We start from the raw sequence: 19842 nt of genomic DNA on the forward strand, positions 1-19842 counted from the left end.
CGGAAGTTGCCTTCCTCTCACCTCATACCCACGAGACAACAGTATGTAACGAAGTGAGTGCGCAGCGTGACGAGTCAGACCACCCCGTACAAACGATCTCCGGCGTCACCCAGACCTGGAACGATGTAACCGTTCTCGTTCAGCCGCTCGTCGAGGGCGGCGGTCACGACGCGGATCGGCTTGCCGGAGTTGGCGAACACCTTGTCCATGTACGCCAGCCCTTCGGGCGCCGCGAGCAGGCAGATCGCCGTGACGTCCACCGCCCCGCGGTCGAACAGGAACCGCACGGCCGCGGCCAGCGTGCCGCCGGTGGCCAGCATGGGGTCGACCACGTAGCACTGGCGCCCGGACAGGTCATCGGGCAGCCGGGTGGCGTAGGTCTCGGCCTGCAGCGTCGACTCATTGCGGATCATGCCCAGGAAACCGACCTCGGCCGTGGGCAGCAGCCTGGTCATGCCGTCGAGCATGCCGAGACCCGCCCGCAGGATCGGCACGACCAGCGGATAGGGCTTGGCCAGCCGCACCCCATGGGCCTCGGCGACCGGCGTCTGCACGCTCACGTCCACGACCCGCACATCGCGCGTCGCCTCGTACGCCAGCAGCGTCACCAGCTCGTCCGCGAGCCGGCGGAACGTCGGCGAGTCCGTCCGGACATCGCGCAGCGTGGTGAGCTTGTGCGCTACGAGAGGATGGTCGACGACGAGGGTTTCCATAAGGGACAACGCTATCTTGTGTGCAACGAACCGGCACGTCGCGTCATGGGTTTTGATCACAATTTGGTCGGAGCAGCCCACGGGGGGTGGCCGGGTCTGGAACGATTGGATCCCGTAGTGACCACGTCGTGGGGTGGACGATGACAGAAGAAGATGCGCTCGACTTCGCCATCGTGGTCTATCGCGAGGACGAGTGCTGGGACGCCGGCCTGCTACCGGTCGCGCTGACGACCGATCTGCATGGGCTGATCAAGGCGCTGCGCCAGCAGCCGAGCGAGAGCGGCACGATCGGCCTGGTCGCCGTGGGCGACGAGTTCTTCGTGGCGCTGCGCGTCCTGGGTGATCGCGTGGATGTCTTCCTGTCCGACATCGCCGCCTCCTGGGACTTCCCGCTGGCCGAGCAGGTCCTCGACTACCTCGACGTGCCGATCCCCGACGAGGAGGAGCTCGACGAGATCCTCCAGGACGAGGACACGGTGCTTCCGGCCGGCGATCTGTCCATCTTCGCGGACCTGGGACTCGACGAGATGGAGCTGGGCATACTCTCCGGCGACATCGAACTCCTCCCGGAAGACGTACTCTCCAGCATCGCCGCGCGACTCGGCTTCTCCGAGCCGTTCGAGCGGGCCATCGAATCGGTCTTCGGCTGACCCCTGGAGCACGGACATGGCGTCCAACACCTTCTCTGCGGCCTTCGTCAAGATCTCCGGCGGTTGGAGCGGCGCCGAGGTCGATCTCGGTGACGCCGAGATCGTCGACGACTTCGGCGACGCGGTGACCGAGGCCCTCGGCCTGTCCGGCGACGAACTCGCCCTGCTCTGCGTCGAGGTGGAGGACGAGTGGTTCGCCATCGTCCGCTACCGCGGTGACGACGAGCCGCGGGTGTTCCTCTCCGACGCGCACGCCATCATGTCGGACACACTCGGCGAGCTGTTCGCGGAGTTCGCCGGGGTGGCGCCCGACAAGGACGGCAACGGGCTGGGCGTCAAGCCGTCCGGCGACTTCGACCTGCTCAGCGACCTGGGCGTGGGCTCGGAAGAGCTGCTGGAGCTGTCCATGGAAGAAGGCGTGCTGCCGGCCGACATCCTCTCGGTGATCGCCGAGCGGCTGTCCTTCGCCGACGAGCTCGACCGGTTGCGGTGAACCACGCCGACGCGATGCGCCTGGCCCTGTCCGAGGCCGCCGCGGCCGGCGCCCGGGGCGAGGTCCCCGTCGGCGCGGTCGTGCTCGGCCCGGGGGGCGAGGTGCTCGCGTCCGCCGGCAACTCCCGCGAGTCTTCCGCCGATCCGACCGCGCACGCGGAGGTGCTGGCGCTCCAGCAGGCCGCCCGGTCGCTCGGGGGGTGGCGGTTGAGCGGCTGCACGCTCGTGGTCACGCTGGAGCCGTGCACGATGTGCGCGGGGGCCGCGGTGCTGGCCAGGGTCGACCGCATCGTGTACGGGGCCGTCGACGAGAAGGCCGGGGCCGTGGGGTCACTGTGGGACGTGGTCCGCGACCGCAGGCTCAACCACCGCCCCGAGGTCGTCATGGGTGTGCTGGGCGAGGAGTGCGCTGCGGTACTAAAGGAGTTCTTCGGCACTCGGCGGATCCGGTAAGCTCATCGACGGTGGTGTCGCCTAGTGGCCGAGGGCGCACGCCTCGAAAGCGTGTGATGGGGCAACTCATCCGTGGGTTCAAATCCCACCACCACCGCCACCTATTGGGCCTCTGACCTGTCTGACCGGGTCAGGGGCCTTTTGCTGTGCAAGGACGCCAGGGGACGTGGACGAGACGGCTACCCCAAGACCAGGCGGCACGCATTCAGCAGGCTGACTGCTCACCTTCCTCTTGTCGTAAGATCAGGCGATTTCATGAGGGTGGTAGCGCTGTGGACATCCGTGTGCTGGGCCCGCTGGAGGTCGTCGGTGACGACGGGCGGTCGTGTCAGATCACCTCGCTGAAGTTGCGGGCGCTGGTGAGCGTTCTGGTGCTGGCGGAAGGCCGGCCGGTGGCTCCGGCGGCGCTGATCGACCGGTTGTGGGGCGAGGAGGCGCCGGCCGAGGCGATGGCGTCGCTGCACTCGTACGTGTCCAACCTGCGCCGCCTGCTGGAGCCCGGACGCCGGGCCAGGGCGCAGAGCCGGTTGCTGATGTTCGGGCCGGTGGGCTACACGCTGGCGATCGAGCCGGAGCAGGTGGATTCGACGCGGTTCCTGCGCCTGGTCGGGCAGGCCGAGCAGGCGGCCGAGCCGGCCGAGGCGGAACGGTTGGCGGGCGAGGCGCTGGCGCTGTGGCGCGGTGAGCCGTACCAGGATCTGGACGGTCAGGAGTATGTGACCGCTGTCAGGGCGCGGCTCACCGAGGCCCGGGAGCGGGCCCGCGAGCTGCGGGTGAGCGCGGTCATCCAGCAGGACCGCCACGGCGAGTTGCTGGGTGAGCTGGAGGCCCTGACCCACGAGCACCCCCTGCGCGAACGGCTGTGGGCGTTGCGCGCGCTGGCGCTCTACCGGAGCGGCCGCCAAGGGGAGGCTCTGGAGACGCTGCGCACGGTCCGCCGGATTCTGGCCGAGGAGCTCGGTATCGACCCGGGCGAGGAGTTGCGCGCGCTGGAACGCGACATTCTCCACCAATCCCCCGCGCTGTTCCCCCACCGGCCGCCGCGCCCGCCCGAGCCGCGGGTGGTCGAGCGGGGGATCACGGGCCGGGAGGAGGAGCTGTCCGCGCTGGACGGGCTGCTGGAAGCGGCGGCGGCGGGCCGCACCGGGTTCTCGCTGATCACCGGGGAGCCGGGGATCGGCAAGACGCGGCTGGCCGAGGCGTTGGTCAGCCGGGCCCGTGCCCGGGGTTTCACGGTCGCGGTGGGGCGGTGTGCGGCGACGGAGGGCGCGCCGGCGTTCTGGCCATGGGTGACGGTGCTGGAGCGCTTGGCCGACGCGTTGCCGCCGCTGCCCGCCGACGTGCGCGCGAACCTGCCCGGAGTCGGCTCCGCGACCGGGACCGACCCCGAGGGCGCGAGGTTTCGTACCTATGAGGCGGCGGCACGGGCGCTGACCGCGGGCCTGCGGCCGGTGCTGGTGGTGCTGGACGACCTGCACTGGGCGGACCGGTCCTCGCTGCGGCTGCTGAGCTACCTGGCCGGATACGTGCTGGACGGCAAGCTGGTCGTGGTGGGTACGGCACGCGACTGGCCGCCGCCGGAGGGCGCGCTGGCCGAGGCGTTCGAGGCGCTGTCGCGCCGGCAGGCGGTGCGGCTGCCGCTGTCCGGCCTTTCGGCTTCCGAGCTGGGCGAGCTGACCCCAGCGGGCACTGACGTCCGGGCGCTCAGAGACCGCACGAACGGCAATCCGTTCTTCGTCACGGAGCTGACGCGTTACCTGGAAGCCGGGTCGCCGGGCCGCGGCACGCTGCCGCTGGGCGTGCGGGACGTCGTGCTCGGCCGGGTGAACCGGCTGCCAGGGCCGTCCGCCGAGTTGTTGCGGGTGGCGGCGGTGGCCGGGCGGGAGTTCGACGTGACGATCGTGGCCGAGGCCGCCGGGCTCGACCTGGACGCGGCGCTGGACCGGCTGGAGCCGGCCATGGCCGCCGCCCTGGTCGGAGAGGGGCGGCCCGGCCGGTTCCGGTTCGTGCACGCGCTGGTGCAGGAGGCGCTCACCGAGGTGGTGCCGGTGCTGCGGCGGGCCCGGCTGCACGCCGCCGTGGCCGCCGCGATCGAGTCACGTACCGGCGGCTCGGCCTCCGACCGGTTGGCTGCCGCCGCGCACCACTGGTTCCAGGCGATTCCGGCCGGCCACACCGCGCGTGCCTGGCGGGCGGCGTGGCGGGCGGCCGAGGAGGCCAAACGGCTGCGCGCGTACGACGTGGCCGTCGAGCTGCTGGAGCGGGCCGACCACGTGGCCGAGGACGACCCCGGGCTGGGCCCGGCCGAGCGGATGGATCTGCTGTTCGCGCTGGCCGAGGCCAGGTTCGGGGCGGGCGACTCGGCGGGGCAGGAGGCCGAGCTGACGCGGATCCGCCGCCTGGCCAAGCAGGAGGGCGACCGGCGGCGCTGGATCGAGGCCGCGACCGGGTACGGCGGCCGCGTCCTGCAGCCCTGGAAGGTCTACGGCGACTACGACGCCGATCTGCTGGCCGACCTGATGGAGCTGGCCGCCGACGAAGGGCTGGAGCCGTCGGCCCGGGCCCGGGTGCTGGCCTGCCTGGCGCTCCAGGCGTACTACCAGCCGGGACGGGACCCCGTGGAGCGGGACCGGTGGAGCGCCGAGGCGGCGCGGCTGGCCCGCCAGGAGAACGACGCGACGCTGCTCGGCCGGGTGCTGTTCGCCCGCTACTACGCGCTGCTCGACCCGGACTCGGTGCACCAGCGGCTGGAGGCGGGCGAGGAGATGGCCCGCGCCGGGTTGGCGGCGGGCGACGACGAACTGCGCACGATCGGGCTCACCTGCCAGGGCGGCACGCTGCTGGAGCTGTGCCGGGTGCGGGAGGCTCTGGACGTGCTGGCCGAGGCGGAGCGGCTGATCGGACGTACGCACATGCCGTACCTGCGCATCATGCTGAACTGGCTGCGGCTCGGCGTCATCATCCAACGCGGCGACCTGGAGGCGGCCGAGTCGCTGCTCGCGGCCACCGACGCCGAGCAGCGAGCGACCTCGATGTGGGGTGCGGAGTCGACCACGGCCGGCGCCACGTACCAGATCGCGCTCATGCGCCTGCGCCGCGGGACAGCGGACACGGCGCTGCCGCCGCTGGACATCTCGCACCAGCAGCTCGACCAGTTCAACCTGGACGGGTACGCCCACTACCTGGTGGCCGGCGGCCGGTTGGAGGAGGCGCGTAAGGCGCTCGGGCCGTGGGAGCGGCAATCGCCGATCCCACGGACGTTCGTCTACTTGTTCTGGCTGGTCGTCCGCTGTGAGATCTGGGCGGCGCTGGGCGACCGGCAGGCCTGCGCCGACCTGTACGAGGAGGCGTCCCCGTACGCCGGCCGCATGGGGATCTCCGGACTGAGCATGCTGATGTGGCCGGTCAGCCGGTCGCTGGCGCAGCTGGCCGAGGCTCTGGGCGACGCCGAGGCGGCGCGGCGGCACGCCGAGCACGCCGAGAGCGTGGAGCGGGAGCTGGCTCACCCCCACAGGTAGGACACGCGCCGCCGGTATCGGCCCCCGGCCAGGGTGCTGAGCAGCAGCAGCGGCCTGGGCGAGGTCTTGCGCAGGTGCGCCTCGACGTCGGCCGGCAGGTCGGAGGTGATCCAGCCGAGCAGCATGATCAGCTTGCGGAGCCCGTACTGCTTCGTGAGCGCCTTGTGCATTTCCGCGTCCTCCTCCGGCGTGATGTGGGCCATCATCAGCGGGATCCCATCGGTCTCCTCGTGCGCCAGGTGCGCCCCGAGGGTGTCGGCCAGCGCGCGCAGGGCGACCATGAGCCGTTCGCGCCCCTGCTCCGACGGGCCGGCGTCGAACGCCTGGAACGCCTCGGTGCTCTCGCGGAGCCAGTGGTCGCAGGCCTCGTGCTCGGCCTCCAACGCGTCGATCGTGCCGATCGCCTCCGGCGCCCGCTCCCGCAGCCGCGGCCAGACCGTCTCGTCCTCGGCGGTGTGGTGGTGGTGCAGCACGAACAGCACCCACCCGTGGTGCTCGCGCAGGGCGGTGACGCGCCGCCGGTCGCCGAGACGGACCCGGCCGATCGCGGTGATCAGGTGGCCGAGGTCGCGGCGGAAGCCGTAGTGCGCCAGGTACATGTTGGTCATGTCGAGCGGCCCCGGCGCGGCGGCGGCCTGGCCGGGCAGCGTGATCTGCGGCAGGTTGGGGTGTGCGGCGGTGCGCATGGTCGTACTCCTTCTCATTCTGGAGGGATGCCGGCATCGTGGCTTCTCGCTCTTGGGGGAGTCTGGAAGATCGACCTCAAGTGGGGCCCAAGACCTCCTCATTAGCGTGTGCGGTCATGACGATCACGATTCCCGCCACGACGTTCCAGAGTTATGTGGTGTGCGTCTACACCTCGCTCACCCGCGACGGGCGGCCCATCACCTGGCCCGTCACTCCGTACACCGGGCCCCGCGGCACGATCGACGTCAGCACCGGCCTGACCTATCCCGACAAAGCCGAGCGGGCGCGCCGCGATCCGCGCGTCGCCCTGCTGTTCGAGGGCGATCCGGTGGTGCTGGTGCAGGGCCGCGCCACGGTCCGCGACGCCGACCTGCAGGCCAACACCGAGCGGTACGTCCGCGACTCCCAGGTCAAGATCCCGGACGCCTTCGCGGGGCTGCCGTGGTTCCTGATCAAGCGCTTGACCTGGTACTTCGCGCGGATCTACATCGAGGTGACCCCCGAGCGGATCACCTGGTGGCCCGGCGGCGACCTGACCCGCGACCCGCTGACCTGGACCTGCCCGCCCGGCACCACGATCCCCGCCTCCGACCCCGCCCCGTCGGGTCCCCGCCTGCCCGGCCGCTCCGCGCCGCCCGCCGACTGGCGCTCGTACGCCCGCCGGGCCCGCGACCTCGGCCGGCCGATCGTGTCGACGGTGGCGGACGGCCGGCCCGTGTCCGTGCCCGCGCGTGCCTTCTCGCCCACCTCGATCGGGTACGAGCTGGACCTGCCGGCTGGTGTGGCCGCCGTGCCGGGGCCGGTCTGCCTGACCTTCCATCGGCACGATCCCGGCATGCGGTGGCAGGAGAACGTCGTGCTGCTCGGCACCGCCACCCCCCAGGGCGACGACCGGCTCAGCGTCGCGATCGAGCGCGCGCTGCCCGACTGGAGCCTGCCCGAGGACCGCCGCCTGCGCACCCGTTCCTTTCTCCGCCACGGCAAACAGCTGAGGCGCCGGCTCCAGGCCGAGGCCGCCCGCCGCGCCCAGCCGGTGCCGAAGGTCCGCTGACGCGCGGGGTCAGTCCACCGGTTCGTAGCGGGCCCGGCGGGCGATCACCTCGAATCCGAGGCCGCGGAAGAGAGCGGCCGAGGCCGGGTTGTTGACGTTGACGTCCAGGAAGACCTCCGTCACGCCGCGTGCGCGCATGCGGCCGAGCGCGGCGACCGCCAGCGCCCGCGCGAGCCCGCGCCGCCGCCACGCGGGCACGGCGCCGACCTGGATCAAGAACCCTTCCGCGCACGCCACGAAGCCGGCGGCCCCGCCCGCTCCGCGCGCCACCAGCGAGCACTCGGGCAGGAACTCGTCGTCGACCAGCCAGTCCACCCACTCCTCCCGCGACCAGCCGGGGAAGCCGGGACGGTCGGCGAAGGACGCGGAGTAGGCCTCGTAGAAGGCCCCTTCTGTGTCCCGCGACCATTCCTGGACCTCCAGCTCCAGCTCCGGCTCCGGCTCCGGCGGCAGCGGTCGGCTCAGGTCGCGGCGGTAGACGTCCTCGGCGAACGTCTGCCGGAGCCCGCGCGAGAGAAACAGCGCGTGGGCCTCCGGGGTCACCGACTCGGTCTCCAGCCGGACCGGCCCCGGCTCCCCGATCAGCCGGACCGGCCGTGCCTCCTTGATCAGCCGGTCCGGCCGTGCCTCCTTGATCAGCCGGTCCAGCAGGCCCGACCCCAGCCCCTGCCCCCGATGCCCCGGGTCGACCAGACCGGTCGCCGCCGACGCGTCGCCCACGGGGCGCACTGCCCCGCAGGCCACCAGGCGGCCGTCGGCGAACGCGCCCACCGCCGTCCCCGCTGCGTACCTGCGCTCCAGGAAGGACAGGGACGCGGTCGCCTGGAGTCCGCCGTCGTGCGCCACGCACCGCCGTGCGAGATCGGCGATCGCCGGCATGTCGGCGGGGGACAGTGCGGTCCACTCAAGGGCCACCGTCGGCTCCTCTCAGGTGCAGGTGACGGTGTATGTCATCTTGTCGGAGGACATGACGTTGGGCACCCTGCTCTCCATATACGCCGTGACGGGCTTTCCCGTCGACTCCTCCACCGTGAACTCGCGCTCGACGACCTTGGCCAGGGGCCCGTTCGCGGGGAAGTCGGTGCTGCCGAGGAAGGGCTGCGTCTTCCCGTCGAAGACCCATTGCGTGAAGAGCGCGTCCATCGGGGCGGACACCGTGACCTTGCCCTGAGCCTTCAGCGTGACCGGGCACTTGCCGCGGTAGTCCGCCGGGGTGATGGAGGCCTCGGTGATCGACACCACGCGCGGGTAGGTGCCCGTGGGCGGCTTGCCGTCGCAGATGACCTCGTAGGCCACCGACGGGCTGACATACACCCTGTCGTTGGCGGTGACCTCCAGCCGGACGCTGCCCGACTTGCTGATCCACTCGTCCCACCACCGTTCCAGGGTCACGGGCGCCGCCTGGACGAAGGTGTAGGTGTACGGCGAGGTCATGCTGCCGTCGGCCCAGCGCCACCGGTAGCTGATCGTGAGCGGCAGCTTGGTGGCCGGTTTGGGGGCGACTTGCGAGCGGATCGTGAACGGTTTGGACTGGCTCGGGCAGGGGGTCGGGTTGCTGTCCGGAGTGATCTCGGTTCCGGTGATGGTCACCGCCTCGTCGATCCGGCAGATGATCCTGAAGGGGACGGAGTCTGTGGCGACCGCGTTCGGGGTGAGCACGCGGAGCCGGGCCGAGCCTTGGCTGATGTTGACCAGGTCCGTCACCTTCCAGGTGTGCTCCAGCGTCGTGGTCAGGTCCCTGGACAGGACGACCTGGCCCGGGATCTTCGTGCCGTCGCTGCGTTCCCACTGGTAGATGACCTCGGTCGGCTGGGTGACCGCGAGGTCGGCGCGGAAGACGAAGTCCAGCGGTTTGTTGCACGGGCCCTCGTACTGGACGGGCGTCACACGCGCGTCGGTGACGGACGCCAGCGGCCGCTGCTCGGGGCGGGTGCAGGTCACGCGGTAGGCGGACTTGTCCGAGCGGCCGGTCACGTGGCCCTTGTCGTCCAGGATCTCCAGCCAGTGGTAGCCGGAGTGACTGGTCAAGAACGTGCGCGACGAGCTGACCGCCTTGCCCGCAGAGGTGAGCCAGAGTCGTTCGACCGGCTCGGGACCGCCGTCGCTGTCCACCCACCGGTAGGCCACCGACGCCGGCGTCCGGGACGCCTTGATCCGCCCGTCGAACGTCACCCGGTGGCCCGGCAGCCCGCAGCTCCCCGAGTACGGCGCGGGCGTGGTCACCGAGGCGGTCACGCGCGGCGGCTCCGGCGTGTGCACCGTCACCACCACGGGCGAGGCATCCGCGCAGGACACTGTGAACCGGGCCTTGGCCGAGGTCGTCTTGCGCGGGCTGAGCACCTGCAGGGCCTGCCAGCCCGATGTGCTCTTCGCGAACGACTGCCGATCGCGTACGACCACCGCCCCGGCCTTGACCGTGGCGGTGACGACCGCCCCCTTGTGGCCGTCGCCGCGCAGCCAGCGGTAGGTCACCCTGCTCGCGCCGCGTACCGCCACCCTGGCCGAGAACGTCGTGGTGGCCGGGCACGCGCCCGCGTACCGGGCGGGCGAGACCGTCACCCTGCCGACCTTCACTGAAACGGCCGCCGCCTGCGCGGGTGCGGTGGCCAGGCCACCGACCAGCGCAAGGGCAGCGGCCAGCGCCGTCCATGTCCTTCGCACCTCGAACTCCTCAAGCTCCGCAAGATCGGACTGATCCCGGGGAGTGTCGTGCAGGCGACTTGAGCGGGACTTGGGCCGCTTGGGCCGGACACGGGAGTCGCACTCAAGACGTCAAGAAGTTCGCGCCAAGGGGTGGTCCCTAGCGTCTCACTCGGTTGCCCAACGGGGTGATCACCTTCGAAAGGAATCACTGTGCCCAAGATTGACATCGACGACATCGCGGCCATCGGACCGGAGCTGAACGAGGGGGACCTTCGCCTGGTCAACGGCGGCCTGAAGCGGGAGACGTCCAGCTGGGTGATGGATTGGGAGAGCGGCAGGACCTGGAGCGACGCCGACTTCTGATCGTTGGAGCGATGCGGGGCGCCACCGCGCGCCCCGCGTCTTCACGTGAGGAGAACGAAAGATGGCGGGCGAGGTACTCATCCTCACCATCGACGCCGACCCGCACGCGGAGCACGTCGCCGGTCTGCTGGCCGAGCGTGGCGCGCGAGCGGTCGTCTTCGACCCGGCCGACTATCCGGTCCGCGCGGTGCTGGACGCGGCCTACGGCCGCGACGGCCGCGTACGCCGGCGGTTGCGCACCACGACCGCCGACGTCGATCTCGACGGCCTGACGGCCCTGTGGTTTCGCCGCCCCCAGTCCCCGGTCGCGCACGCCGAGATCGCGGACGAGGGTGCGCGCGGCCACATCGAGAAGGAGTGCGCGGAGTTCGCCGGCGATCTGTGGGAGCAGCTCGACTGCCGCATGGTCCCGGCGCCCAGGACGCGGGTCAAGCTCGCCCAGCGCAAGTCGTCCCAGCTGGCGCTGGCCGGCCGGCTCGGGTTCGAGCTGCCGGACACGTTGATCACCAACGATCCGGACGAGTTCCTGGATTTTTACCGCCGGCACGAGGGCCGGATCATCACCAAGACCCTGGGCTCGGCCATACTGGCCCGCCCGGACGGGGAGGGTGTCGGCCGGCTGTCGGAGCCGGTGTCCACCCGCGACGTGGCCTATGCCGATGCGATCAGGTTCGGTCCCGTCATCATTCAGGAGTACGTGCGCAAACAGGTCGAGCTGCGGGTGACCGTGGTCGGCCGGGCGGTCTTCGCCGCGGAGATCCATTCCCAGGAGAGCAACCACACCCGGTTCGACTGGCGGCGCTACGACCTGGGCAGCACCCGCCACGAGGTGCACCGGCTCCCCGACGAGGTGGCCGGGCGCTGCGTCGAGATCGTCGAACGCCTCGGCCTGCGCTACGGGGCGCTCGACCTGATCCTGACCCCCGACGGGCGTTACGTCTTCCTCGAGATCAACCCGACCGGACAGTGGCTGTGGATCGAGCGGGCCACCGGCCTGCCGATCGGCGAGGCGCTCTGCGACCTACTGCTGTACGGCGAGGTGAAAGACGAGATCGGGCAGACCGTCAGATCCGCGTGAAACACAACAAGGAGAAAGGAAACACCATGTCCAAGATCACGATCGACGACATCGCGCCCGCAGGGGCAGAGCTGCACGAAGGCGACCTCCGCCTCGTCAACGGTGCGCAGAAGCCGGAGCTGTGCACCGCTGTCCTAGACCTGGAGGTAGGCACCTGCTCCATGGACCCGGACATCTGCGGCAACTGACCGACCACGACCGCGCGGGGCGTCGTACGGGCCCCGCGCGGCGCCCTGTGAGAGAGGAGATGCGGCGATGCTGTCCGATGCGCTCGACACGCTGCGCGACCTGGCCGCCCTGGAGCCTCCGCAAGCTCAGGAACGCCTGCGCGAGCTGCGCGAACGCCACCCCGAGTCGCGCTTACGGCTGTTGTGGCAGCGGGAGGAGTACGACGACGCCCTGCACTACGACCTCCTGATCAAGCAGGAGGGAGAGGGAACGATCTCGCTGTCGTGGTGCCCGGACCGGGCGCTGCCGTGGCCGCTGCGGGGCGTGCACCGGTCCAGCGAGTTCCTCCTGCTGCGGATCGACGGAGCGGGCGTGAAGGTGGCCGATGCCGTGGCCTGGCTCGACTTCCTGTGGGACGAGGCCCGGTTGACCGACCGGATCGTCACCGCCGCCTTACTCCAGGTGGAGCTGGCTGGGTCGCCGGTCGAGCTCGCCGACGGCGAGCTGCAGGAGGCGGTGGACGCCTTCCGCCGGGCCCGTGGGCTGCTGACCGTCGAGCAGACGCGCGCGTGGATGGACCGGCGCTGCCTCACGGAGGTGGACCTGCGGGAGCTGGTGGCCGGGGAGCTGGCCGCCGCGCGGGTGCGGGAGAGGGTTACGGCCGGGCGCGTCGAGCCGTACTTCGCCGAACACCGCGAGGAGTTCGCCATGGCCAGGATCGCCCGCCTGACCTTCCCCGACGTCGAAGCGGCCGGCCGCGCGGCCGGCAAGCTGGACGGTTCCGCCGAGGCGCTAGACGGCTTCTACGCCCTGGCCGAGTCCGGGGACGCCGGGCTGGTGATCGAGACCGTGCCGCTCGCCGACCTGCGGAAGCCGGCGCCCGGCGACCAGCTGGTCAGAGTGATCTCGGTCGGCGACGCCGTTTTGGACGCCGAGACGCGTCGTCGTGTCGAACGGCGGATCTTCGAGGAGTGGATCGAGGAGCGCCGCCGGAGCGCGAAGATCGAATGGTTCTGGGGCACCACGAGCCGTACGAGCACGCTGTGAACGGGCGGATCTTCCGGGCGGAGGCGCTGCGCCGCCATGTGGAGCCTTCGGCGCGACGTCGGTCCCTTGAGCTGCGTGCGACCACGTTCGCGCTGCTGTGGGCCGCGGTCATGGTGCTGGTGGCGGTGCTGTCCCTGCTGGCGGGGCCCGTGCTGAGCACCGGTTGGGGCGGAGGATGAGACGGATTCCGGTCATCCTGCAGAACGCGGCCACCGAGTGCGGGGCCGCATGCCTGGCCATGGTGCTGTCCTTCCACGGCCGCCGCACCACTGTCCGGGAGCTCTCGGACCGGCTGCAGGTCGGCAGGGACGGGCTGAGCGCGCTCGCGATCGTGGAGGCCGCCCGGGAGTACGGGCTGCGGGCCAAGGCGTTCTCGCTGGAGCCCGCCGACCTGGCCCGGGTGCCGATGCCCGCCATCGTCCACTGGGAATTCCAGCACTTCGTCGTGGTGCGGCGATGGACGTCCTCCTACGTGGATGTCGTGGACCCCGGTCTGGGGCGCAGGCGGCTGACACCGGAGGAGTTCGACGGGGGCTTCACCGGCGTGCTGCTCGCGTTCGAGCCCGCGCCGGGCTTCCGCCGGGGCCGTTCCGGAGCCGGCCGGGAGTGGCGTCGCGAATTCCTGCGCACGCTGCTGGCCAAGCGCAAGGGGCTGCTGGCCCAGGTGCTGGCGGCCTCAGCGCTGCTGCAGCTCCTCGGCCTCGGCATGGCGGCCGCGTTCCAGGTCGTCGTCGATCGGGTCCTGCCGCTCGGCGACGAGCATCTGCTCGCGCTGGCCGGTGGGGCCGTGCTGGCCGCCGCGGTGACGCAGTTCGCGGTGGGATACCTGCGTTCGGTGCTGCTGGTGGCCCTGCGTGCGCGCACCGATGGTGAGGTGACCCGGAACCTGGTCGCCCACCTCGTCGCGCTGCCGTACCGCTACTTCGCCACCCGCGGCACGGGTGACCTGATGAGCCGGGCCAACAGCGTCACCTCCCTGCGCGAGACGCTCACCGGGCAGATCCTGTCGACGCTGCTGGACGGGCCCCTCGCCCTGGTCTACCTCGTCCTCGTCTTTGTGGCCGACCCCGTTCTGGGCGGATTTCTCGTGCTGCTCGCCATGGCTCAGGCCGGCTTGCTGCTCGGCACGTCGCGCCGGGTCGGCGACCTGACCCGGCGCGAGCTGTCCGCTCTGGCCGGCACGCAGACCCGGCTGATGGAGGCCGTACGCGGCATCGAGACGCTCAAGGCCTCCGGCGCCGAGCCGCGCGCGATGAAGCGGTGGTCGGAGCAGTTCGACGTCCAGCTTGACGCCGACCTGCGTGGCGGCCTCGTCAGAGGACTGGTCGACGCGGCGCTCGGCGCGATCCGCTACCTGGCGCCGCTCGGGCTGCTGTGGGCCGGCGCATGGCGGGTCCTGGACGGCTCGCTCTCGCTGGGCATGCTGCTCGCGCTCAACTCGCTCGCCGCCGCCGCGCTCACTCCGCTCGGCTCGCTGATGACCGCCCTGCAGAACCTCCAGCAGGCCGGCGCGCACTTCGACCGGCTGGCCGACATCCTGGCCGCCGACCCCGAACCGGCCGAGGGCATCGAGGTGCTGCGGCTGCGCGGCGCCGTGGAGCTGCGCGAGGTGAGCTTCCGCCACGATCCGCGCGGGCCCTGGACGCTCCACGACATATCGCTTTCGATACGGCCGGGCCAGAAGGTCGCCCTGGTCGGGCCCTCGGGCTCGGGTAAGAGCACACTCGCCAGGTTGCTGCTCGCCCTCCACACGCCCACGTCCGGCGAGATCCGCTACGACGGCGTCCCTGCCGCCGAGCTCAACCTGCGCTCCCTGCGCCGGCAGTTCGGCGTGGTCACCCAGGAGCCGTCGCTGTTCACCGGCACGATCCGGGAGAACATCGCGCTCAACGACCCCGACGCGTCGCTCGACCGGGTCGCCCACGCGGCCCAGCTCGCCTGCGTTCACGACGAGATCGCCGCCATGCCCATGTCGTACGACACCATGCTCGTGGAGGGCGGCGGCCTGTCCGGCGGCCAGCAGCAGCGGCTCGCCCTCGCCCGCGCGCTGCTGTCCCGCCCGAAGATCCTGCTGCTCGACGAGGCCACCAGCCATCTCGACAGCGCGACGGAGGCCGCGATCGAGGACAACCTCGCCTGGCTGACCCAGACCAGGATCGTCATCGCCCACCGGCTCAGCACCGTACGCGACGCCGACCTCATCCTTGTCGTGGAGGACGGCCGGATCGCCGAGCGAGGTACCCACGCCGAACTGCTCACTCTCCAGGGCCGCTACGCCCGGCTGATCCGCGCCCAGACCGGAGCGCAAACGGTGTGCGACGAACCGCGAAATGTCGAACAGCGCCCCCAGTCCTCGCCGAAGCCCACACGCCGCGTCACATAGGTATAGGCGATATCCCCGATCGCAATCCGGGCTTTGTGCCGGGTCCTGAGCGTGTGGTTGATTCGAAACGGCTCCGGCAGGCCTGTTCCGAGCGGCGAATCCCAGTTCATGGCACCAGCACCCCGAGGAGAAGCGCGTGAGGGACGCGGTCATCGTCGATGCGGTTCGTACCCCCATCGGAAAACGCAACGGAGCGCTGTCTGGCATTCACCCCGCGACCCTCTCGGCACACGTGCTCAAGGCGCTCGCCGGGCGTACCGGAGTGGAGCCGGCGGAGATCGACGACGTCATCTGGGGATGCGTCAGTCAGGCCGGAGACCAGTCCGGCAACATCGGCCGGGTCGCCGTGCTCGCGGCGGGCTGGCCGGAATCGGTCCCCGGCACCACGGTCGACCGCCGGTGCGGCTCCAGCCAGCAGGCGGTCCACTTCGCGGCCGCCGGGATCATCGCCGGACACCACGACATCGTGATCGCCGGTGGCGTCGAGTCGATGAGCCGCGTGCCCATGGGCTCGGCCGCGCGGGACGGTCGCCCGTACCCGGACGAGGTGCTCGAACGTTATGGCGTGTCCGGCTTCAGCCAGGGCACCGGGGCGGAGATGATGGCCGAGCGGTGGGGTCTGTCCCGGCGGCAGCTTGACGAGTACTCCGCCCGGTCACATACCCGGGCGGCGGCGGCCGTCGACTCCGGCGCGCTCGACGGGCAGCTCGCGCCCGTCGAGGGAGCCCTGCGGGCCGACGAGGGCATCCGCCGCGGCTCGTCGGTGGAGACGCTGGCAGGGCTGAAGACCGCGTTCCGCGACGACGGCGTGATCACCGCCGGCAACGCCTCGCAGATCTCCGACGGCGCGGGCGCCCTGCTCCTCACCTCCGGCGAGACCGCCCGGGCGCGTGGATGGCGGCCGCTCGCCCGTGTGCACACCGCCGCACTGGCGGCCGACGACCCGGTCATCATGCTGACCGCGCCCATCGAGGCCACGGCCAAGGCGCTCAAGAAGTCCGGCCTGCGAATCGACGACATCGGAGCCTTCGAGGTGAACGAGGCATTCGCCCCGGTCCCGCTGGCCTGGCAGGCCGAGACCGGCGTCTCCGGCGACCGGCTCAACCCCCTGGGCGGGGCGATCGCCGTGGGCCATCCGCTGGGCGGCTCGGGCGCCGTCCTGATGACGCGCCTCGTCCACCACATGAAGGACCAGGGCCTCCGCTTCGGGCTGCAGACCATGTGCGAAGCGGGCGGCATGGCCAACGCGACCATCCTCGAACTGCTCTGACGAGAGGGCCTCACCCATGCGTTTGGAAGGATTGTGCACCGCCGTCACCGGAGGCGCGTCCGGCCTCGGGCTGGCGACGGCCCGGCGGCTTGTCGAGGCGGGCGGCAAGGTGGTCATCGTCGACCTGCCCGGCTCCGCCGGCGAAACCGTCGTCAAGGAGCTCGGTGCGGCGGCGCGGTTCGCCGCCGCGGACGTCACCGACGCCGAGGGGTTCGCGGCGGCACTCGACGTGGCCGACGAGTTCGGCGGCCTGCGGGGGCTCGTGCACTGCGCGGGCGCCGGCCGCCGGCTGAGGCTGCTGGACAAGGAGGGCGAGCCCGGCTCCCTGGAGGACTTCGAATGGGTGATCAAGCTCAACCTGGTCGGCTCGTTCAACGCCCTGCGCCTCGCCGCCGCCCGCATCGCCCGCCAGGACGAGATCGACGGCGAACGTGGCGCCATCGTGCTGACCGCGTCGGTTGCCGCGTACGAAGGCCAGATCGGCCAGATCCCGTACACCGCGGCGAAGGCGGGCATCGTCGGCATGACGCTGACGGCGGCTCGTGACCTGGCGAGCCGGTCGATCCGGGTGTGCACGATCGCGCCCGGGATCATGGACACGCCCCTGCTGGCCCGCCTGCGGGAGGACGTCCGGGCCTCCCTGGAGGCCGGCGTGCCCAACCCGGCCCGGCTCGGCCGCCCGGACGAGTTCGCGCGGATGGCGGGCCAGATCCTGGAGAACGGCTACCTCAACGGCGAGACCATCCGGCTCGACGGCGCCATCCGCATGGCGCCGCGCTGAGGCGGCCGCATGGGCGCTGCTGGATACAGTCAGGGCGTGGACCTGCACCAGATCAAGTATTTCCTCGCGGTCGTCGACCACAACGGCATCAACGCCGCGGCGACCGCGCTCGACGTCGCCCAGCCCACCGTCTCGCAGGCCATCCAGGGGCTGGAGCGCGAGCTCGGCGTCCCGCTGTTCCACCGCATCGGCCGCGGCATGGTGCTCACCTCGGCCGGCCACAGCCTGGTGGGGCCCGCGCGCCGCATCCTGCGCGACGTCGTCGCCGCGGAGAGCTCGTTCGTCGACGCGGCCGGCCGGCCGCGGGGGCGGTTGGACGTCTTCGCCATGGCCGCCCTGTCCGCGGACCCGGTGGCCCGCCTGGTCGGCGCCTTCCGCAGGGAGTTCCCGAAGGTCTCCATCCGCATCGGCGATCTGCGCGACGAGACCATGGCGGCGTCCCTGATCAGGGAAGGGCACTGCGAGATCGTGGCCTGCCATCTGCCCGCCACGGACTGCGCCGGACTGGAGGTGCGCGAACTCGGGGTGCAGGAATACTGGCTCGTCCTCCCGCCCGGCTCGGCGCCGCCGTCCGATCCGCTGCCGCTCGCCGAACTGCCGGACATCCCGCAGGTGACCGTACCGCGCGGCAGCTCCCAGGTCGTCGGCGGGATCGAGCAGGCGGTCGCGGCGGCGGGACGCGCCATCGGGCCGTCCGTCGTGGTGGAGCACCGTGAGGCCCGCCTGCCCTTCGTACTCGCCGGCGTGGGCGCCACGTTCCTGGAGCGGTCGATGGCTGAGGCCGCCGCGGCCCGGGGGGCCGTCGTGCGCCGTCTGGAACCACCGATCAGCCGGGCGTATGGACTGGTCTACGACCCCGCGGCGCTGTCCCCGCCGGGTCGCGCGTTCGTCGGTATGGTCGCGGCCGGCCCGTAGGCCTGCCGCAGCTCGTGCTTGCGCACCTTCCCGCTCGCGTTGCGCGGCAGCTCGGCGATCACGGTGACGCGCCGTGGCACTTTGTAGGCCGCCAGCCGCGTCCGGCACCACTCCCTGATGTCCTCGGCCGTAGGCAGGCCCCCCTCGCTGGCGGGCACCACGACGGCCAGCGGCGTCTCGCCCCATCGCTCGTCCGGCACGCCCACCACGGCGACCTCCGCCACCCCCGGGTGGGCGGCGATGGCCTCCTCCACCTCGGCGGAGTAGATGTTCTCCCCACCAGAGATGATCATGTCTTTGAGGCGGTCGACGACATAGATGTAGCCGTCCTCGTCCTGGCGGACGAGATCGCCCGAGTGGAACCAGCCTCCGGCGAAGGCCGCCGCCGTCTCGGCCGGCTTGTTCCAGTAGGCCGTCATGATCGTCGGTCCGCGGTAGACGATCTCGCCGATCTCGCCTCGCGGCACGTCGTTCATCTGCTCGTCCACGATGCGGACCTCGACGTTGACCAGCGGGGTCCCCACTGACCCGATCTTGCGGAGGGCTTCCTCGCCGAGGAGCACGGTCGACACCGCGCTGGTCTCCGTCTGGCCGAACACGCTCAGCAGCCTCGCGCCGGGGAAGGTCTCGATCATCCGGAGCAGCAACGCCTTGGTCGCGGGAGCGGCGCCCCACGAGATGAGCCGCAGCGCCGACAGATCCCGCTCCGCGATGCCCGGAACGTCGCAGACCGCCTGCCACTGGGCGGGGACGAGGAAGACGTAGCCGATGCGCTCGCGTTCGAGCAGGTCCAAGGTCCCCACCGGGTCGAACCGGCCGGACCTGGCGATCACTGTCCGCCCGCCGACCATGACGCTGGACAGCAGGGCGGCCAGGCCGCCGATGTGGAAGAGCGGGGTGCTGATCAGCCACGCCCGGCAGTCGCTCGGCACGCCGATGTGGGCGAACCTGCTCATGGTCTGGACGGCCAGGTTGTAGTGCGTGAGCACGGCACCCTTGGGCCGGCCGGTCGTGCCGGAGGTGTACATGATGAACGCGGGCGCGTGGGGGTCGACCGCCACGCGGGCGCCGCTCTTGGGCGCCTCGCGCAGCGCGTCCTCGTACGACTCCAGGTCCGCGCCCAGCTCGCCGGCCGCTCCCGCCACGAGGCAGTGCCGCACGGTCGGCACGTTCTTCCACGCCCGCGCGAAGGTGGCGGCCAGGCCGTCCTCGACGACGGCGACCACGGCTCCGCTGTCGGCCAGCTGGTAGGCCACCTCGTCGGCGTGCAGCCGGAAGTTCACCGGTACGCAGACCGCCCCCATGCGGGCGCAGGCGAAGAAGACCTCCACCGGTTCGAGCCCGTTGTACATCATCACCACGACCCGGTCACCCGGACCGACGCCGCGCGCCCCGAGGACGTGGACCAGCCGGTCGACCCTTACGTTTAGCTGGCCGTACGTCCGGTCGACCCCGTCCATGCGCAGCGCCACCGCGTCGGGGATGGATCGGGCGTGCCGGGCGAGCTGGTCACTGATTGTCATTCCCGAGTAGGCGGACGGTGTGTTCACGTCGGTTCTCCTTCGCATCCGGCCGGCGTGCGCTGCCGAGAGTCGACCATCCCCTCGGGCATCGCGCGCTGCTGAGAGTC

The 19842-nt window shown here is 71.4% G+C and carries 19 protein-coding genes and 1 tRNA gene; 15 read left to right on the forward strand and 5 right to left on the reverse strand.

The features are described from left to right. Window positions 1–74 precede the first annotated feature (74 nt). The gene (gene upp / locus ACGFJ2_RS30885; RefSeq protein WP_357938075.1) at window positions 75–713 is read right to left on the reverse strand and encodes a uracil phosphoribosyltransferase; all 639 of its coding nucleotides are present in this window, start codon (window positions 711–713) and stop codon (window positions 75–77) included. A 140-nt stretch (window positions 714–853) separates the two neighbouring features. Between upp and ACGFJ2_RS30890 the strand changes: the two genes are divergently transcribed. The 5 genes from ACGFJ2_RS30890 to ACGFJ2_RS30910 all read left to right on the forward strand — a co-directional run bounded on the left by ACGFJ2_RS30890 (window position 854) and on the right by ACGFJ2_RS30910 (window position 5826). Beyond that, window positions 854–1363, forward strand: coding sequence for a tRNA adenosine deaminase-associated protein (locus tag ACGFJ2_RS30890; RefSeq protein ID WP_358176779.1), 510 nt, complete (start codon window positions 854–856; stop codon window positions 1361–1363). A gap of 16 nt (window positions 1364–1379) precedes the next feature. Next, entirely contained in the window at window positions 1380–1856 is a 477-nt protein-coding gene (locus tag ACGFJ2_RS30895) for a tRNA adenosine deaminase-associated protein (RefSeq protein WP_393474211.1), read from the forward strand. Further along, complete coding sequence (tadA, locus tag ACGFJ2_RS30900) at window positions 1853–2308, forward strand: tRNA adenosine(34) deaminase TadA (RefSeq protein ID WP_357938069.1); 456 nt, start codon at window positions 1853–1855, stop codon at window positions 2306–2308. Before ACGFJ2_RS30895 ends, tadA begins: the two co-directional genes overlap by 4 nt. 10 nt (window positions 2309–2318) lie before the next feature. After that, window positions 2319–2408: transfer RNA gene (locus ACGFJ2_RS30905), tRNA-Ser, on the forward strand. A 172-nt stretch (window positions 2409–2580) separates the two neighbouring features. Next, a complete protein-coding gene (locus ACGFJ2_RS30910) occupies window positions 2581–5826 on the forward strand; it encodes a BREX system ATP-binding domain-containing protein (protein WP_393474214.1) in 3246 nt (1081 codons plus the stop codon). On the opposite strand, the gene ACGFJ2_RS30915 is transcribed toward ACGFJ2_RS30910, so the two are convergent. Next, the gene (locus ACGFJ2_RS30915; protein ID WP_393474217.1) at window positions 5811–6512 is read right to left on the reverse strand and encodes a hemerythrin domain-containing protein; all 702 of its coding nucleotides are present in this window, start codon (window positions 6510–6512) and stop codon (window positions 5811–5813) included. The genes ACGFJ2_RS30910 and ACGFJ2_RS30915 overlap by 16 nt on opposite strands. A gap of 116 nt (window positions 6513–6628) precedes the next feature. Here ACGFJ2_RS30915 and ACGFJ2_RS30920 point away from each other — a divergent pair, with 116 nt between their 5' ends. Further along, window positions 6629–7564, forward strand: coding sequence for a hypothetical protein (locus tag ACGFJ2_RS30920; protein ID WP_393474220.1), 936 nt, complete (start codon window positions 6629–6631; stop codon window positions 7562–7564). A gap of 9 nt (window positions 7565–7573) precedes the next feature. Here ACGFJ2_RS30920 and ACGFJ2_RS30925 read toward each other — a convergent pair whose 3' ends face one another. Together ACGFJ2_RS30925 and ACGFJ2_RS30930 are read right to left on the reverse strand one after the other, a co-directional pair. Then, window positions 7574–8479: a GNAT family N-acetyltransferase gene (locus ACGFJ2_RS30925; RefSeq protein WP_393474223.1), complete on the reverse strand. Its 906-nt coding sequence runs from the start codon at window positions 8477–8479 to the stop codon at window positions 7574–7576. A gap of 12 nt (window positions 8480–8491) precedes the next feature. Continuing rightward, entirely contained in the window at window positions 8492–10225 is a 1734-nt protein-coding gene (locus ACGFJ2_RS30930; protein WP_393474226.1) for a hypothetical protein, read from the reverse strand. A gap of 192 nt (window positions 10226–10417) precedes the next feature. Here ACGFJ2_RS30930 and ACGFJ2_RS30935 point away from each other — a divergent pair, with 192 nt between their 5' ends. From ACGFJ2_RS30935 to ACGFJ2_RS30975, 9 genes are all read left to right on the forward strand, one after another. Then, complete coding sequence (locus ACGFJ2_RS30935; protein ID WP_357938051.1) at window positions 10418–10570, forward strand: putative ATP-grasp target RiPP; 153 nt, start codon at window positions 10418–10420, stop codon at window positions 10568–10570. 61 nt (window positions 10571–10631) lie between these two features. Beyond that, entirely contained in the window at window positions 10632–11648 is a 1017-nt protein-coding gene (locus ACGFJ2_RS30940; protein ID WP_357938048.1) for an MvdC/MvdD family ATP grasp protein, read from the forward strand. A gap of 26 nt (window positions 11649–11674) precedes the next feature. Then, window positions 11675–11836 (forward strand): hypothetical protein, encoded by a 162-nt coding sequence (locus tag ACGFJ2_RS30945; protein ID WP_357938045.1) that lies wholly within the window; start codon window positions 11675–11677, stop codon window positions 11834–11836. Window positions 11837–11903: 67 nt separating this feature from the next. Further along, window positions 11904–12863 (forward strand): TIGR04500 family putative peptide maturation system protein, encoded by a 960-nt coding sequence (locus ACGFJ2_RS30950; protein ID WP_393474230.1) that lies wholly within the window; start codon window positions 11904–11906, stop codon window positions 12861–12863. Further along, window positions 12860–13042 (forward strand): hypothetical protein, encoded by a 183-nt coding sequence (locus tag ACGFJ2_RS30955; RefSeq protein WP_357938039.1) that lies wholly within the window; start codon window positions 12860–12862, stop codon window positions 13040–13042. The genes ACGFJ2_RS30950 and ACGFJ2_RS30955 overlap by 4 nt, the downstream gene beginning before the upstream one ends. Then, a complete protein-coding gene (locus ACGFJ2_RS30960; RefSeq protein ID WP_393474233.1) occupies window positions 13039–15246 on the forward strand; it encodes a peptidase domain-containing ABC transporter in 2208 nt (735 codons plus the stop codon). Before ACGFJ2_RS30955 ends, ACGFJ2_RS30960 begins: the two co-directional genes overlap by 4 nt. Before the next feature lie 136 nt (window positions 15247–15382). Then, entirely contained in the window at window positions 15383–16516 is a 1134-nt protein-coding gene (locus tag ACGFJ2_RS30965) for a thiolase family protein (protein WP_357938033.1), read from the forward strand. A gap of 16 nt (window positions 16517–16532) precedes the next feature. Continuing rightward, the gene (locus tag ACGFJ2_RS30970; RefSeq protein ID WP_393474237.1) at window positions 16533–17297 is read left to right on the forward strand and encodes an SDR family NAD(P)-dependent oxidoreductase; all 765 of its coding nucleotides are present in this window, start codon (window positions 16533–16535) and stop codon (window positions 17295–17297) included. Between the two features lie 36 nt (window positions 17298–17333). Then, complete coding sequence (locus ACGFJ2_RS30975; protein ID WP_357938027.1) at window positions 17334–18212, forward strand: LysR family transcriptional regulator; 879 nt, start codon at window positions 17334–17336, stop codon at window positions 18210–18212. On the opposite strand, the gene ACGFJ2_RS30980 is transcribed toward ACGFJ2_RS30975, so the two are convergent. Continuing rightward, window positions 18146–19762, reverse strand: coding sequence for a long-chain-fatty-acid--CoA ligase (locus ACGFJ2_RS30980; RefSeq protein WP_393474240.1), 1617 nt, complete (start codon window positions 19760–19762; stop codon window positions 18146–18148). The genes ACGFJ2_RS30975 and ACGFJ2_RS30980 overlap by 67 nt on opposite strands. Window positions 19763–19842 lie beyond the last annotated feature (80 nt).

The sequence above is a fragment of the Nonomuraea sp. NPDC049028 genome (assembly GCF_043197735.1).
Lineage (GTDB): Bacteria > Actinomycetota > Actinomycetes > Streptosporangiales > Streptosporangiaceae > Nonomuraea.